This is a genomic window from Rothia sp. HMSC058E10 (assembly GCF_001809415.1).
GTDB classification, from domain to species: domain Bacteria; phylum Actinomycetota; class Actinomycetes; order Actinomycetales; family Micrococcaceae; genus Rothia; species Rothia dentocariosa.
In genome coordinates, this window is record NZ_KV797640.1 from 190505 (window position 1) to 204867 (window position 14363).

The following is a 14363-nucleotide window of genomic DNA, read 5'->3' on the forward strand; positions in this document are numbered from 1 at the left end:
GCATAAAATTATGTAGTTTAATTGCATATCCAACGGTTAAATTCCCCCATCATATTTATATCTTCCGTATTTTTAGCAGAAATAAGGCGCGCATCCTCAAAAACTAAGGATGCGCGCCAGATTACACAGCCGCCTCACAGCTGCCCGCAGGTACTAGCCCGCAGTGGTCGGGTTGAGAGGCGTTTTAGGAGTTGCCGCTCCCGGAGTATTGGGAACCACGGGAAGATCCGGCAGGTCGGTGGGTTTTTCGGACGTAGCCTGACCGTTAACCATCACATTGTAGGCGCCGTTGTACTGCACAGCCGTCACCGTATTGCCTTCGTTCTTAACCCAGGAGCCGTCGATGCCCACCAGATCGGTGTGACCATCGGAAGCGTCGGTCCTAGTCCAAGAGCCATCGTAGTAGACCGTAACCGTATCGCCGTCGGGTTCAGTAGCAGTCCAAGAGCCGTCTTCCGAGACCAGAACGTATCCCTCAGATCCGGGAGCGCCATTGGCGCCACCACCCTGTGCGCCGCTACCGTCAGCGCCAGCAGCACCGCCACCAGAGTTAGGAGCGGTGCCACCCTGGGCACCACCGCCACCCTCAGCGCCAGAACCGTTCGCTCCGCCGCCTGATCCATCACCGCTGCCCGATTGTGCGCCACCCTGAGCGCCGCCACCGCCTTCAGCACCCGAGCCTCCACCGGAGCCGCCCTCGTTGCCTGATTGTGAGCCAGAATCGGAACCAGATTTATCCTCCGACCCCGCGCCGTCGCTAGATCCGCTACCAGACCCCTTCTCCGAGTCTGCACCGCCGCTAGCATCAGAACCGGCACTGGAGTTTGCCGAAGCATCGCCGCTGGCGCCACCGCTAGCGTTCGAGGAGTCTGAGCCGCCGGAAGCGGAAGCTGAAGAGTTTGCCGATGCGGAACCGGACGCACCGCTTCCCGCGGAAGAGCTTGAGGAGGAGCCGTTAGAATTGTCCGAGCCACAGGCGCTCAGCGCCACCATGCCCGCAACAGCCAGAGATACAAAAGCGGAAGTCTTCTTGGCGATCATACGCCTATCCTTTCTGCCGGTGATTATTGACTGGTTTTCAACTCTCTCACACACTGACGGTATTTTTCAGGAATTTTCCCCTCCCTGTGGCTCTTTTTATGCTAAGAGCAATAAATAGACCCTTTAACGCATACTCATTTCTAACCCAAACAATTAACTGTATTTCCTTGTGTTATTAAAATTAATTAATATTTTAAAATATTTACCCTTCTCTTAGACCTCAGAAAACTTAGAACATACCTCGCACTTATACAAGCGTCTCTTATGGTTTCGGGGTTTTATTTTGCCACCCTTTATCCACACACCAAAGCGGTGCGCATCCTTATCATAAGGATGCGCACCGCTTGAATTATCGCGCCGTATACCGTGATGCTACGTCCGGGTGGAGCCTTCTAGACCAGTAGTTACCGTAGCGCGTCAGAGGCAACGCACGGCATATCGACTCTCTATCTAGAATAATCTAGCCGGCAGTGGTTGGCTGAACTGGGGACTTAGGAGTTACAGCTTTAGAGTCGCTTGGTTTATTGGGCAGATCCGGAAGGCTTGGCTTCTTCGTGGACGGCTTGCCATCTTCCTGAACGGTGTAGCTGCCATCAGCGCTTACAGCTGTTACATCACCACCATCTTTAACGGTCCATGAGCCATCGGAACTCACAGTGGTAATATCGCCATCAGTCTCGGTGCGAACCCATGAGCCGTCAGAAGCCACGGCGATATTATCACCATCAGCCTCAGTGTAAGTCCACGACCCATCAGATACAACAGTATGCGAACCGGCCCCGCCGCCATTATTGCTAGTAGATGCGGATGCGCTCGACCCCGAGCCGTTATCCGCTTGCATTCCGCCGTTAGTACCAGCAGATACCGTGGAATCGCCGTTCTTCATCTGCATATTACCGTCAGCCCCAGCGGTAACAGAGGTATCACCATTATTCACAGTGACCGAACCGTCAGAGGCGGAGACCTTGGGAGTCGCAGATGCAGAAGCGGATGCCGATGAAGAGTTCGAAGCGTTATTGGAGTTATTGGCACCGCATGCGCTGAGGGCTACAACGCCTGCTACAGCCAGAGAAAGAAGGGCGGAAGTTTTCTTGGTGATCATGTGCGTAGTCTTTCTGATGATGAATTACTGTTCAGTACCCGAAAATTTCGCGTCACAAGACTGAAATTACAGGAGCTATACCCTACCGGGAATACCTTTATTCTACTGGTTCTAGCTATGTTGAGCCTATGTAAACCTGTGTTTAACCTAAGAAACTTAAAAATTATCTTAAGGTTTTTTATACCTATTTCAGGCCTCCGAATTCCCGCGAAGTAAAGGGGTGGGGTATACCCCCCCCCCGTACCACAGGCTCTTATCGCAGGCAGATGAAAAGCCGAAGCGCCGCATCCTAGCCTTGTGGATGCGGCGCTTCGGTTCCTGAAAGTCCTCACGACAGAGGTCGCAGTCACAAACTATTGCAGAGCATACGAGGGCTCAACCGGGGTCTTAGGCGTTACCGCCTGAGGGTTTGCAGGTTTTTCAGGCATCTGAGGAACCGTAGGTTTCGCGGTTCCGGGCTGCCCGCCTTTCTTCACAGTCGTGTAGCCGCCATCCGCCTGCACCTTAGCCTGGGAGCCTTGCACTGTTCCCTGCTCTGCAATCTCGATTCGAGCTTTATGGGTCCATGACCCATCTGCCGACACCGCAGTTTCCTCGCCCATAATCCCGGTTTTAGTCCAAGAACCGTCAGCATTGACTTTCACCTGCAAACCATCATTGGACACATAAGACCATGAACCATCCGAGGAAACCTGTGTGGTTTGTTCCTCCATACTGCGTACCGTTACGGACGGAAAAGGCTTAGGGGTTTTCGACACCGATGGAGAGGCGGCCGAACCGCTGGAGCTATGAGCAACGCAAGCGCTTAGCGTCAGAGCAGAAGCAAATGCTAGAGCAAGACTCGCTATAATTTTTACAGTTTTCACGTGTTTTCCCATCTCAGGGCAGAAAGTCAGCCGTTTTTATTACCCGCGCCCCTGCCAAACAGCGCGCTTAGGCTGTGCTGGACGAGCCGTCCCCCGTCCAGGATACGTGGGCGCTGGGGGCGTGTAGGACGAAATTCGCCATCCATTAGAGGAGTACCATTCGCCGTTATCGGTGACGCCGAATTCGCTTCCGTTCGGATACTTTTGCACCCACGATCCGTCGTCGTACACACGAATTCGGGTTCCATCGGCATTCTTGCGTTTCCACGAGCCATCGGAATCAACTTTGATAGTGCTTCCATCCGCAGCGGTCTGAGACCACGAACCATCGCGGTTCACCTTGATACTAGAAGCACCGCCATTTCCCTTGTTGCCGGTAGACCCTTGCGAACCGCCATTTTTATTTGCGGATCCTGCTCCTCCCTGACCTCCAGAATTTCCCTGCTGCCCGGAGTTACTTCCACCAGAGCCGTCAGCCGGCTTCGCCGCTTCATCGACATCCTTATTCGCATCTGCACCACCAGCTGCTGCGCTTTCCTCAGGAGAATTAGCAGCCGGAGATTCGGGGGCTGTTGCCGCATCCGTGAGCGTGGGAGCATTCACGGCTTCACCTGTAGTATTACTTTCGGCGGTTGAAGAGGGAGTAGCATCCGCAGGTTCGGAGGTTGCGGTTTCAGTAGCCGTCGCGGAAGGGGATGAACTCGCCGAGGAACTGGGACTTGGAGACTTAGATTTCGTGGGAGAAGATTTTGAGCTTGAGGAGCTGCTGTTGGGCGATAATGTTACGGAGGAAGACGCCTCATTTGAGGAGCCGCAGGCGCTCAGGGCAAGAATACTCGCCACAGCCACCGATACAACGGCGTAGGTTCTCTTCATGCTCATTGCATTTCTTTCTATAAACCGGTGATGACGTCCCGTTGCGACCACCCAAACGTTCAGCATGAGCGCACCACAGCACCGAAAAATATGGTGTTATAGCGATCCCCACTGAAGAGCGTCGTTGCGGGATAAATAGTCCTTCCGGAAGAAGGGATACATCTATTCTAAAGGTGTTCCGCATCTTGAAGCTATCCATTAACACGTTTCTTGAAAAATATCACGTTAATTTCTGCGGGTACCCTCAAGAATATCTTGGGAAACACTTCAAAATCTAGGATGTGAAACTACAGATTAAAGTTAATCATCATTTTTATATACATTTTCTTTACACTTACGAGAGTTCTATGTGAAGGTCTCTATCCTCCCGACATACAAACCCCTGCCCCACAAGGAAAAACTTCATTCGCGCACCAAGAGGCATACACCCAACAACAAGAAATACCGGAACACAAGAAAACTCAGCTTAGTAGAGTATCACCCGAGCAGTCGACCACAGAGATCTTTGTGCAAGGACCATTTGATTTATAGATATTTTGAGAACAGGGTGAAATACTTATAAAGTTTATATATAAAGTATTTAATAATACTTACATATTTATATCATTCATAGTTATATATTGTGTATACCAGTTTTCCGCACAGAACCGCGTCTTAACGCGGAGTTGCAGGGGTTACCGGAGTTGCCGCCTCCGAACTATTGGGTTTTCCAGGAATTGTAGGGGTTTCAGGCCGATCTTCTCCATCCTCAACAATGCCGTTCTCGGAGACTGACCACGAACCGTCGGCGTTAACCGTGATAACCTCGCCGTCATGGTCGGTCTGGGTCCATGCGCCGCTTGCGCTCACTCTAATGACCTCGCCGTCGCTCTTGATAACTTCCCACGCGCCGCTCGTCTCAACGGTGATTTTATCGCCTTCGGAGTTCGTGTGGGTCCAAGAACCATTCACATTCACCTTGGGTTCGGTTGGAGATCCACCATTGTTACGTTGCGCGGGCGTATTGTTCCCGCCGGTTCCGGGCTGATTCTGATTAGTATCACCATTCACCGAGCCGCCAGCGGTATTTCCTCCTCCCCCATTACCCTGGGGCGCGTCGGGGGCATGAGAGGGATCTGACGAGGAGTTAGAGGTTGCCGAAGGTGAAGGTTCCGCAGCCGTACCATGTGTTGAGGGGGATGCAGTCACTGTCACCACGGCGGGAGTCACCGGATCCTGAGGTTCGGAGGATGCACACGCACTCAACAGACCAAGCCCTGCAAGGGCTAACGGAAGAGCGCTATACTTTCTCGGTACGATGGTCACGGTATGTCTTTCTGAGTGTTTCTGTGTCATAACAGGATATATTTTCAGGCTGCAACATTACTTACTACTATTTTAGCTAACCTGATTGAGACTTTTAGGTGACAAGGTGTTGCCCGCTTTTCTTGGGACGAAAGGCATTACAGCGTAATGTTGCGATGCGTAAGATCGACGTGAAGTTCTTAGAAGAATAAAATTCCGTCCCCGGTAGTCTATCCCGTCTTGACAACCTTTTCAAACGGAGTTTGGTATCGGGCGTTATCACGAGACAGAAGCTCTCAGACAGAGAAAACAAACCATAAACATAGGGGCTCCCACCGTGTGGTGGGAGCCCCTATCAGGTCCTAGAAGTCTCAAGAAGTTACTTCTTCTTCTTGGAGGTGGCCTTGGTGGCCTTCTTCTTGGTAGCGACTGCTGCCTTCAGCTTGGAGCCTGCGGTCAGCTTCACACCGTGACCAGCGGGAATCTGGATGGTTTCACCGGTCTGCGGGTTGCGACCGGTACGAGCTGCACGGTCGGTACGCTCGATAGCCAACCAGCCGGGGATGGTGATCTTCTCGCCCTTAGAGACGGAGGTCTCGAAAGCCTGGAACACTGCGTCGAGCACTGCGTTCACGGTTGCCTGGCTCTTGCCAGACTTCTCTGCTACCTCTGCAACAAGTTCGGTACGGTTCTTAGCCATTTGGGGTGCCCCTTCCTGAGACTTATCTTTTTCAGACTAAGTCGAGCTGCTTTTCACGAGGAAAAATAACTCGCCTAGGTACAAAATACCAGAAATTACCAGCTTGACTTAGTAATACCGGGCAATTCGCCACGGTGTGCCATCTCGCGGAAGCGTACGCGGGAGATACCAAACTTCTGGAAGGTACCGCGCGGACGACCGTCGATCTGGTCACGGTTGCGAACGCGGACGGGAGATGCGTTGCGGGGTAGCTTCTGCAAAGCTACACGTGCTGCTTCGCGCTCCTCGGGGGTAGCGTTCTCGTTCACCAGCGTCTTCTTCAGTTCTCGACGCTTCTCGTCGTAGCGAGCGACGATGACCTTGCGCTGCTCGTTACGAGCGATCTTTGACTTCTTAGCCATTCTTAGCGCTCCTCTCGGAAGTCAACGTGCTTGCGAACCACGGGATCGTACTTCTTTAGCACCATACGGTCAGGATTATTGCGGCGATTCTTACGGGTTACATAGGTGTACCCGGTGCCTGCAGTGGACTTGAGTTTGATAATAGGACGCAGGTCCTTAGCCTTGGATGCCATGTACTAGATCTTCTCCCCGCGTGCGATGATTTCTGCGACCACGGCATCAATGCCACGAGCATCGATAACCTTAATGCCCTTAGCGGACACGTTCAGGGTCACCTTACGGCGAAGCGAAGGAACCCAATAGGTCTTCTTCTGAACGTTCGGATCGAATCGACGCTTATTGCGGCGATGCGAGTGCGAAATGCTGTGTCCAAAGCCGGGAACAGCTCCGGTCACCTGGCAGACTGCTGCCATGTTTCACTCCTTATTGATTGACTTTTCTGACGGATGCGCAGTCGATGTTACTCGTACGTCCCGTCACCAATGTAGAAGCACCGGGTTATTCTCCGGGCTAGAGTGTTTGAGACCGGCATCTGGGTGAGATCCAGATGTCAATCCCCGCCGCGGGAAAAACGGTGAAGCATAATTTAGTGTCGAGAGGCGTTTCCACCACTACGAACAGCGTTAAATTCTAGGTAAATCCAGCAACTCACGCAAGCCTGCACGCCAGAAACTCCCCTTAAAAACCAAGGATTTTTTGGATTTTGAGGGGTAACCATTTGATACAGACTTCTTCCGGGCACGCCGAAAGGTCGCGATAGAGTTACCCGCTTATTCTACCAGTTCTCGCTGTTTCCTCAAGTCACAAGGGAGTTTAAGGTAGTTCATGACGAAGTTTTCATCCCTTGTCGATATCCATGTGACAAACGTCTAATTACATCGTTGAAATTTTAAATGTGAGATTAACATCTTAACTCGTAGAAACCCGTATTTTACGGCATACGGCAGGTTATTCTTCGAGTTCTACCGGCTCGCCAAGACCAGCGGCAGGAACCAAATTCGGGTACCTCGCGCTTAGTCCATCCCCCAAACTGCGCCCAGTCAGCTGCCGGCCCATCCAAGGCAGAGCATGCGTTCTTACCCAATACGCACTTTCGGCAACTCTCTCACGCAGCGGCGGAGGCTCTTCTTCACCGGCGATAAGGTCCACATCCTGCGCCAGATGCCCCAGCCCAAGCTGCGTCAGCACATGGTATGCGAAGCGCTGATGCCCCAACTCATTCATATGCAGGCGGTCGTCAGCCCACAGCCGCCAGTCCAGAAAATCGTCCATACGCCAGTAATCGATAATGTGCACACCGTATTTATCCGCCACCGTACGCAGAAGCTCGTTATACAGGGCGGTACGCGGGCGGGTCCGAGCAAAGGGTCCCTCTCCCTTCACGTCCAGACCCGTAATTGTCAGAACCTCGATTCCTTCCGCGCGCAGAGCCGCAAAGGCTCGCTCTGCGTGCGAGATAATCTCATCTATATTCACGTTTAGGCTAATAATATCGTTGCCGCCGCCGTAGAAGCTAACGAGGTTCGGTCTCAGTTCTAGGGTGGCCTCCAGCTGCTGCTCAACGATCTGGTGCATCAAAAGCCCGCGGATCGCCAAGTTAGCGTACTGCGCCTGAGCATCGACTGAGCCGATAGTTTCCGCAACGCGATCTGCCCAGCCGCGCACCTGGTTGGGACGGTCGGTATCGACATCACCCACGCCTTCGGTAAACGAGTCGCCCATTGCCACATAACGCACAGGTTCGCCGTGCAGTCTGGCATTTTTATCGAGTTTGAGCATGGTAGGTACTTCCTAACTTTTGGTTTTATCTACCCGCCAGTATCCCATGAATAATATGTCTGTCTTAGGTATTGACCGCAGACATCCAGCTGCGTGCGGTTTCAGGCAGGGCAAACCAATCGTGCAGCAAACTCAAACATACCGTAACCGCGTTTTGTTCGGGTTTCTCGCTCCTGTTTTATAAGCCTTATTTCACGGGTTCACGTCGTCCAGTATCTTCTGCGAAGCGTGCGCAGACCGATGATGCGGCACCACCACCACGCTCCCGTCACTAAACGGATCAGCAACCTCGGCCTTGAGCCCAAAAATATCGTTAAGATTTCTGGAGGTCAGCACCTCGTGAGCAGATCCGCGACTAACGATCTGCCCGTCCTTCATGGCAATTAGATAGTCTGCAACGCGAGCGGCAAGATTCAGCTCGTGCAGCACCATAATCATGGTGGTTCCGCGTTCTTCGTTCAGGTCCGCCAGTAAATCCAGCAGCTCCACCTGATGTGCCAGGTCAAGGTACGTGGTCGGCTCATCCAACAGCAGAATATCGGTCTCCTGCGCAAGCGCCATCGCGATCCACACACGCTGGCGCTGACCGCCGGAAAGCTCGGTTACTTGGCATTCGGCGAGCGACATCGTATCGGTGGCCTCTAGGGCCCAGGCTACCGCCTCATCATCTTCGGCACTATTACGTTTGAAAAGCCCTTGATAGGGGTAGCGCCCCCGCGAAACCAAATCGGCAACGGTAATGCCTTCAGGCGCAATAGGATGCTGCGGCATAAGCCCGACCATGCGTGCGAACCCCTTCATGGAGTACTGATGCGTAGGCTTACCATCAAGCAAAAACTCTCCGGCAAGGGGATGCAAGAGTCGCGAAACGCCCCGCAGAAGCGTGGATTTACCGCATCCGTTGGGACCGATAATGGCGGTGACCTTGCCCTGCGGGAATTCTAAGCTCAGGTCTTTGACGATAGGCTGTGCGCCGTATCCTAGGCTCACGTTGTCTACGCGCAGAGTACGCTCAGTTACGGTTTTCATGATTTACCTTCCTTTTGGTTCTGCACGAGCAACCAGATAAGTATGAGGGTACTGAAGACGCCATAAAAATGCCTACAGAAATTTTATATGCCGGAATAGGTTTGCGGCTGCCGTTCACCGAGGCTCAAGACTCCGGACGTACCGATGCCGTGCCTTCCGGTAAGAAGACACGGCATCGTATATTCTTGGCACGTGTTTAGAGCGAGAGCATGCCAGTGGGTATCCAGCCACCCTTGGCGGCGCGCTCAAGCATAGTTTTCGCCATAGTACGCCCGTATGCCTTGCTCACATGGTTCTCGTCTATGTACACGTAGACGTTCCCGACAACCGGTTGGCACATTCCTTCCGGGCAGTACAGGTCAGTCATATCTACCAGCACCGCGCCCTTATCCTTATATTTGTCAAAGACCTCTTGGGCGGGGTTCTTTTCAGCCAGTTTCTCAGAGACCGGGCGCGCGCAGGATTCCAGATCGTCTCCCGCCTTCTGTGCGCATTCGTATACGTTGTAGTCGTACCGCGGGTTATCGCGCACACCGACCACCTGTATTCCGGCGTCCGTGAATTTCTTGACCGTTTCCTCCAAGGCCGGGTCGATGCGCTCCCCATTAGACCGCGCCTCCGCGATGGTTGCGATAATCACCACGGTCTGCGGCTTACGCTGCAGAATTTCTTCGGTGACGTCCCGGTTAAACTCGGCACATTCGTTCGAAGATGATGCATCTTGCTGCGGATACTGGCATCCGCCTAAGAGGATCGACTGCATATTAACTTTGGACTGCTCGGCAACGGGTTTGAACATGGCCATTGCCTGTTCCGCGTGGGAGTTGCCGACGACCATCATAAGCGGCGAATCATCTGTTCCGTTCTTCTGCGAAGAGCAGTACTTCTTGAGTGAGTCATGAGAGAGGGCAAAGTTGCCTTCGCATTTGCCGTCGCTCAGCATCTCGTATTGATTCTTCAAATCACCATTAGGGATAGGGTCGTCGTGCATGAGCGCCTGATCGGTACCTATGGCGCGAGCACCTAGGTGATTATCGGTTGCAGTCTGGGTCTGCGTTTCTGCCTGAATGCTCGCCTGAGTATTGGAGTAGTTTACCCACGCCTGCGCACCGGCAAGAGGTATTCCTGCCAGTAAAAAGGTTGCGGCCAGGAAGGCAAGCTGATCGGCCCATGTTTTGACCGCGAAAACCCTCTTAAACCGCAGTATTTTCATCAGCCAGGGAATGAAAGGGTCTTTACGGTAACGCAGCGGTTTCTCCACGAACTGGATCAGAACCCAAGCTAAGGCAATAGATACCGCAATAATGGCGGTTCCTTCGAGAAAGTTCACGTGGGGTTTCTCTACAGCGGTGCTGTACAGGATCAGGATGGGCCAGTGCACTAGGTACAGGGCGTAGGAGATATTGCCGAGACTCTGCAGAGGTTTAGAGACCAACCAGCGGTCTACGCCCCACCGACTGTTGGTACGGCCCGCCATAATGACGAGAGCACCTGAAACTACTGGATACAGCGCTAAGAATCCGGGAAAGGAACGCTGCACGGGCAGGAAGGCGCCACAGGTCACAAGCCCAAAAACGCCGATCCACCCCATGATGACGCGCGCCTTCTCAGGGGCCTTCCATTTGAGGGTTACCATGGCGAGCAGCGTCCCGACAGCAAACTCCCAGAGACGGGTGCGGGTATCGAAGTAGGCGAACCCCTGGTTTGTCTCGGTTTCAATAATCGAAAACGTCAAAGATGCCACAAAGACCGTATCGAAAACCAAAATGGTTGTCGTGAACAGATTCCAGCGGAAACGATGCACAAAGTATGCGACCAGCGCGAAGAGCAACGGCCACAGAATAAAAATCTGTCCCTGAATAGACAGCGACCAGAAGTGCTGGAACGGGGTTTTCGATGCTGCGTTTTGCGCATAGTAATCTACCGAGTTAAAAGCAAGATGCCAGTTCTGGTAATAGAAGAGGGATCCCTTCGCATCCGCGAGCATATCGGCCCAGCGGCTTGGCGATAGGATAAAAAATGATGCGATGGTCGTTCCCGCAATGGTTACGGTCGCTACCGGAAGCAAGCGTTGGAACACGTGTAGCCAGTATGTGAATAGGTTAAGCGGCCTGCCCTCGTTGATTTTGCGCATATTCGAGAGTGAGAGCAGGAACGCCGAGATGAATAAAAAGACGTCCACGCCGCCGGATACCCTACCAAACCAGACATGGTATAGCACTACCAGGAGTACTGCGAATGCACGCAGACCCTGAATTTCGGGGCGGAATCCCCGAGTTTCAATAAAGTTTTCGAGGGGGTAAGAGTTTGAGGGTGATGATACAGTCGGGGTTTGCGCCGCTTGCTGATGCATTGCGGGTTGACCTGCTGCCATAATATCGCGTGTCCTGTGCTGCTCTGTAAATCGGTGTGTGGTCTCATATAATGCTAACGACCTGTAAGGGGAAAGTCCCGATTCAACGCATCAGCTGCGTAACGCATGAATCAGGACTTTCGTGGAGCCCCCTACCGGATTCGAACCGGTGACCCTCGGTTTACAAGACCGATGCTCTGGCCAGCTGAGCTAAGGAGGCAACGTCTTCTAGTGTACAGCAAACGCACAGGGATGCTAATTCAAAAGTGGATGTTATGAAAGTTTATCGTGTTCACTGTTTTTATATGTGTCTGCTTAAACGCTATTTTCCCGTATCACTATACTTTTTGAGTCTTTTAGATTTCGAACTATGTTCATACGACTCAGAAAATGTTAGACGGTCGATGAGCCTTAACAGAGATGCCCTCTCATGCAGAATCATGCATTGGAATCTTAGACTATTGTGTCAGTATCCTTTGAGGCTAAAGCACATAGAAAGGATTCGCCCGCAGGCTTAGCGCTTGCGGGCGAATCCTTTTATATTACTGCTGCGGGTTATTGTTATTCTTCTTGGCGTCGATCTTCCCCTTCAGGAAGCCAGTGAAGTCATTGCTGGTGTACTGTTCACCATCCACAAAAACGGTCGGGGTGCCCCCAATGTCGTTCTTCGAGGATTCTGCGGTCACGACATCCACAAGAGAACGCCACTTGTTATCGTTCATATCCGAACCGATATTTGCACCGTATTTAGATGCTATATCGGCGATCTGCTGGTTGTTCAGGTCGCCGGTTCCCTGGTGGCTAAACAGTTCTTTCTGGAAGTCCAAGAATTTATCTGCACTCACCTGGTTAGCAACGGCGTATGCGGCATTAGCGGTACGTGCCGAGTACTGGGTGGGCGAATTCTGATCGAGGAAGGTCAGGTTACGGATTTCGAGTTCGATGTTGCCCTCTTGAACCTGTTTCTTCAGTTCCTCGCCGTACTGATCCTCGAACTCATGGCAGTGCACGCAATTGTAGTCTTGGAAGATCGTCACGCGCACCGGTTTACCGTTCTTAGAGGCTTCATCTGCCGACTGAACGCCGAGCGGCAGTTTCTTGCCTGCCTGCGGGGTACCGTTCACCGAGGGAGTGTAGGAGGCGTTAGAGTCCCCTAGTTCCTTATAGTTACGGGTGTCTCGTGTTGAGGAGTTTTGGACGATTCCATCCTTAGTCAGCACAATTCCGCCGTACTCATTCGAACTCGCAGGCACAGGACCCGATTCGGGTACTTTATTGTTCTGACCGTTGATATAAACAAAACCAATAACGAAAACAATAACAACGACTACGCCGAGTACGGTAAGTTGTATCCATCGACGGTTCGTCGCTACATTGCCGCGCTTTGATTGTTTAGCCGCAATTTGGCGGGCCTTCTCGCGGGCGTCCTGGGACATTGCCTGCTCCTTTATCTTGTGATCGACGCGGTGGATGCGCCTACCGCTAACCCGTTCTAGCCTACCGAAGGTTGGTGGTAGCTGCCAGTCATAGCCAGGTTTTCTACACTTTGTGTCGCTTTCTCACGCTCACAGCTTATTTTACGGGGCAACCACAGTCACCTGCGCTGGCTATAAGCCGCGCGTACCATTATAAGACTCGTTATTCTGCGGGATAGCATCTCAGGATAAACTTAGCGGTATGAGCAAAAGCAGACTTGGTGCCTTATAAATTGCCTCGTTCCCCTATTCTCCGGGTGACATGTATGTATGTGAACCATACCTTTCCAGAGACCCCCGTTTATAGCTTATAAGTTCCACGGATAAGACCCTCATACTGCAAGACTGCGTTACCAAGGAAAGATCGTAGGACAGCTTCGACCGCAGACCGAGTCAGAAGTCGAGGCTAGCAATAAACCCCATATTTACTAAAACAGCTTTTAACCAATTAGTTTCACCCTAAGATTCCAGGGGATACTAGCATGCGATGGCTCTACTACAATCAGCTTAGTTTCATCGGCGATGTCAATGTCTCATGCTGACAGTATCTTACTTGCTTAGCCACAATTTGACGAGCCTTATCACGGGCGCTTTGGGACATCGCCTATCCCTTTATCCTGTATTCACTCCCCTGTGCACTTAGCAGTTATCTACGTTGTGATCCAGCTGTTCTTCTTAACGAGCACCCTGCTAGTGGACAGTACTAGTGGCCAAGCCTCGCAATATTTATGGCTACACACGCCGCAAGCAGTGTTCCTCAGCGAGCTTCTAGTAGAGTATCGGCACCGTCAAAACCTCCAGAACCGCTATAGCTGTTCGAGTAATCATGCTCTACACTTCATTTAGTGGGTAAGGGATACGGTGTAAGAGCTTCAGAATACGGCTTAGCCCCACCCACAGTTCAGGTTAGGAACATTAGAACAGGCAACATTCTATTCCGTAACCCAATTTCCTGTCTGCATAGACGATATAAGAACGACGCGGCTATGGTGATATATGCCATAATCTGCACCAAAGTAGATCCCGTCGAGCTGCACCTCGCAACAGGGTGAACGGGAGTAAGAATACATGACGTCCCAGTACCGGCTTACATATACAGCTGGAATTAGCGGGTACTTTTCCGGGGCTTTACGTGTTGAAAGCTAATGCTGGTATTCCAGGCAATAAAAGCATAGCTAGTTCCGTTGGGTGAGTTTGAGGTGTTGAATGGTTGTTAAGACCCGGCAGTTGGTGCATCGTTACCGGGTTTTCCTGTGCTGGTGGCACCCGTTTTTCGTCAAAGGTCCGTCAGAGGTAGGGCATCGGTAGCGGGGGTTTTGAGGCCCATTCTTGGGTGTTGTACCGGAGTTAACACTAGTTGAGTGGTTAAGGCTGTCCCAGTATAGCCTACCAGGCCCAAACCGCACTTATAGTCAAGGGGATACTGCACCGGGTTGGGGTTGTTTGGTAAAAACCAC

General features: G+C 52.1%; 14 protein-coding genes and 1 tRNA gene. 1 reads left to right on the top strand and 14 read right to left on the bottom strand.

What is annotated here, in order from left to right:
* Positions 1–153: 153 nt before the first annotated feature.
* The 11 genes from HMPREF2609_RS08315 to HMPREF2609_RS08365 all read right to left on the bottom strand — a co-directional run bounded on the left by HMPREF2609_RS08315 (position 154) and on the right by HMPREF2609_RS08365 (position 9078).
* Positions 154–1041 carry a hypothetical protein gene (locus HMPREF2609_RS08315; RefSeq protein WP_070536345.1) on the bottom strand — a complete coding sequence of 296 codons (888 nt, stop codon included), beginning with the start codon at positions 1039–1041 and terminating at the stop codon, positions 154–156.
* Between the two features lie 460 nt (positions 1042–1501).
* Positions 1502–2143 carry a hypothetical protein gene (locus HMPREF2609_RS08320; protein ID WP_070536348.1) on the bottom strand — a complete coding sequence of 214 codons (642 nt, stop codon included), beginning with the start codon at positions 2141–2143 and terminating at the stop codon, positions 1502–1504.
* 353 nt (positions 2144–2496) lie between these two features.
* Positions 2497–2856, bottom strand: coding sequence for a cell surface protein (locus tag HMPREF2609_RS08325; RefSeq protein ID WP_070536350.1), 360 nt, complete (start codon positions 2854–2856; stop codon positions 2497–2499).
* Positions 2857–3048: 192 nt separating this feature from the next.
* On the bottom strand, positions 3049–3891 hold the full coding sequence (locus HMPREF2609_RS08330) for a hypothetical protein (RefSeq protein ID WP_070536354.1): 843 nt from the start codon (positions 3889–3891) through the stop codon (positions 3049–3051).
* 648 nt (positions 3892–4539) lie between these two features.
* Positions 4540–5220 (bottom strand): hypothetical protein, encoded by a 681-nt coding sequence (locus HMPREF2609_RS08335; protein WP_141745272.1) that lies wholly within the window; start codon positions 5218–5220, stop codon positions 4540–4542.
* Between the two features lie 328 nt (positions 5221–5548).
* Positions 5549–5869 (bottom strand): HU family DNA-binding protein, encoded by a 321-nt coding sequence (locus tag HMPREF2609_RS08340; RefSeq protein WP_004005969.1) that lies wholly within the window; start codon positions 5867–5869, stop codon positions 5549–5551.
* Positions 5870–5964: 95 nt separating this feature from the next.
* A complete protein-coding gene (gene rpsN / locus HMPREF2609_RS08345; RefSeq protein ID WP_004005968.1) occupies positions 5965–6270 on the bottom strand; it encodes a 30S ribosomal protein S14 in 306 nt (101 codons plus the stop codon).
* Between the two features lie 2 nt (positions 6271–6272).
* Positions 6273–6443, bottom strand: a complete 171-nt coding sequence (gene rpmG, locus HMPREF2609_RS08350) for a 50S ribosomal protein L33 (protein ID WP_004005967.1) — start codon at positions 6441–6443, stop codon at positions 6273–6275.
* 3 nt (positions 6444–6446) lie between these two features.
* Positions 6447–6683: a 50S ribosomal protein L28 gene (rpmB, locus tag HMPREF2609_RS08355; RefSeq protein WP_004005966.1), complete on the bottom strand. Its 237-nt coding sequence runs from the start codon at positions 6681–6683 to the stop codon at positions 6447–6449.
* 535 nt (positions 6684–7218) lie between these two features.
* Positions 7219–8049 (bottom strand): SGNH/GDSL hydrolase family protein, encoded by an 831-nt coding sequence (locus HMPREF2609_RS08360; RefSeq protein ID WP_070536358.1) that lies wholly within the window; start codon positions 8047–8049, stop codon positions 7219–7221.
* Between the two features lie 192 nt (positions 8050–8241).
* On the bottom strand, positions 8242–9078 hold the full coding sequence (locus HMPREF2609_RS08365; protein WP_070536360.1) for an ABC transporter ATP-binding protein: 837 nt from the start codon (positions 9076–9078) through the stop codon (positions 8242–8244).
* Positions 9079–9146: 68 nt separating this feature from the next.
* Between HMPREF2609_RS08365 and HMPREF2609_RS11205 the strand changes: the two genes are divergently transcribed.
* Positions 9147–9278 carry a hypothetical protein gene (locus HMPREF2609_RS11205; protein WP_013398487.1) on the top strand — a complete coding sequence of 44 codons (132 nt, stop codon included), beginning with the start codon at positions 9147–9149 and terminating at the stop codon, positions 9276–9278.
* Here HMPREF2609_RS11205 and HMPREF2609_RS08370 read toward each other — a convergent pair.
* The 3 genes from HMPREF2609_RS08370 to HMPREF2609_RS08380 all read right to left on the bottom strand — a co-directional run bounded on the left by HMPREF2609_RS08370 (position 9275) and on the right by HMPREF2609_RS08380 (position 12867).
* Positions 9275–11431, bottom strand: coding sequence for an acyltransferase family protein (locus HMPREF2609_RS08370; RefSeq protein ID WP_070536386.1), 2157 nt, complete (start codon positions 11429–11431; stop codon positions 9275–9277). The two genes, HMPREF2609_RS11205 and HMPREF2609_RS08370, sit on opposite strands and share 4 nt — an antisense overlap.
* A gap of 143 nt (positions 11432–11574) precedes the next feature.
* Positions 11575–11651 (bottom strand) — tRNA-Thr (locus tag HMPREF2609_RS08375).
* Between the two features lie 322 nt (positions 11652–11973).
* Positions 11974–12867 carry a DsbA family protein gene (locus tag HMPREF2609_RS08380; protein WP_048752850.1) on the bottom strand — a complete coding sequence of 298 codons (894 nt, stop codon included), beginning with the start codon at positions 12865–12867 and terminating at the stop codon, positions 11974–11976.
* Positions 12868–14363: the final 1496 nt, after the last annotated feature.

Excerpts from the sequence above, each read along its gene's own strand:
- HMPREF2609_RS08320 (WP_070536348.1), bottom strand. The coding sequence starts at position 2,143 with ATGATCACCAAGAAAACTTCCGCCCTTCTTTCTCTGGCTGTAGCAGGC.
- HMPREF2609_RS08315 (WP_070536345.1), bottom strand. The coding sequence starts at position 1,041 with ATGATCGCCAAGAAGACTTCCGCTTTTGTATCTCTGGCTGTTGCGGGC.
- HMPREF2609_RS08380 (WP_048752850.1), bottom strand. The coding sequence starts at position 12,867 with ATGTCCCAGGACGCCCGCGAGAAGGCCCGCCAAATTGCGGCTAAACAA.
- HMPREF2609_RS08340 (WP_004005969.1), bottom strand. The coding sequence starts at position 5,869 with ATGGCTAAGAACCGTACCGAACTTGTTGCAGAGGTAGCAGAGAAGTCT.
- HMPREF2609_RS08335 (WP_141745272.1), bottom strand. The coding sequence starts at position 5,220 with ATGACACAGAAACACTCAGAAAGACATACCGTGACCATCGTACCGAGA.
- rpmG (WP_004005967.1), bottom strand. The coding sequence starts at position 6,443 with ATGGCATCCAAGGCTAAGGACCTGCGTCCTATTATCAAACTCAAGTCC.
- HMPREF2609_RS11205 (WP_013398487.1), top strand. The coding sequence starts at position 9,147 with ATGCCTACAGAAATTTTATATGCCGGAATAGGTTTGCGGCTGCCGTTC.
- rpmB (WP_004005966.1), bottom strand. The coding sequence starts at position 6,683 with ATGGCAGCAGTCTGCCAGGTGACCGGAGCTGTTCCCGGCTTTGGACAC.
- HMPREF2609_RS08365 (WP_070536360.1), bottom strand. The coding sequence starts at position 9,078 with ATGAAAACCGTAACTGAGCGTACTCTGCGCGTAGACAACGTGAGCCTA.
- HMPREF2609_RS08325 (WP_070536350.1), bottom strand. The coding sequence starts at position 2,856 with ATGGAGGAACAAACCACACAGGTTTCCTCGGATGGTTCATGGTCTTAT.
- HMPREF2609_RS08370 (WP_070536386.1), bottom strand. The coding sequence starts at position 11,431 with ATGCATCAGCAAGCGGCGCAAACCCCGACTGTATCATCACCCTCAAAC.
- HMPREF2609_RS08330 (WP_070536354.1), bottom strand. The coding sequence starts at position 3,891 with ATGAGCATGAAGAGAACCTACGCCGTTGTATCGGTGGCTGTGGCGAGT.
- rpsN (WP_004005968.1), bottom strand. The coding sequence starts at position 6,270 with ATGGCTAAGAAGTCAAAGATCGCTCGTAACGAGCAGCGCAAGGTCATC.
- HMPREF2609_RS08360 (WP_070536358.1), bottom strand. The coding sequence starts at position 8,049 with ATGCTCAAACTCGATAAAAATGCCAGACTGCACGGCGAACCTGTGCGT.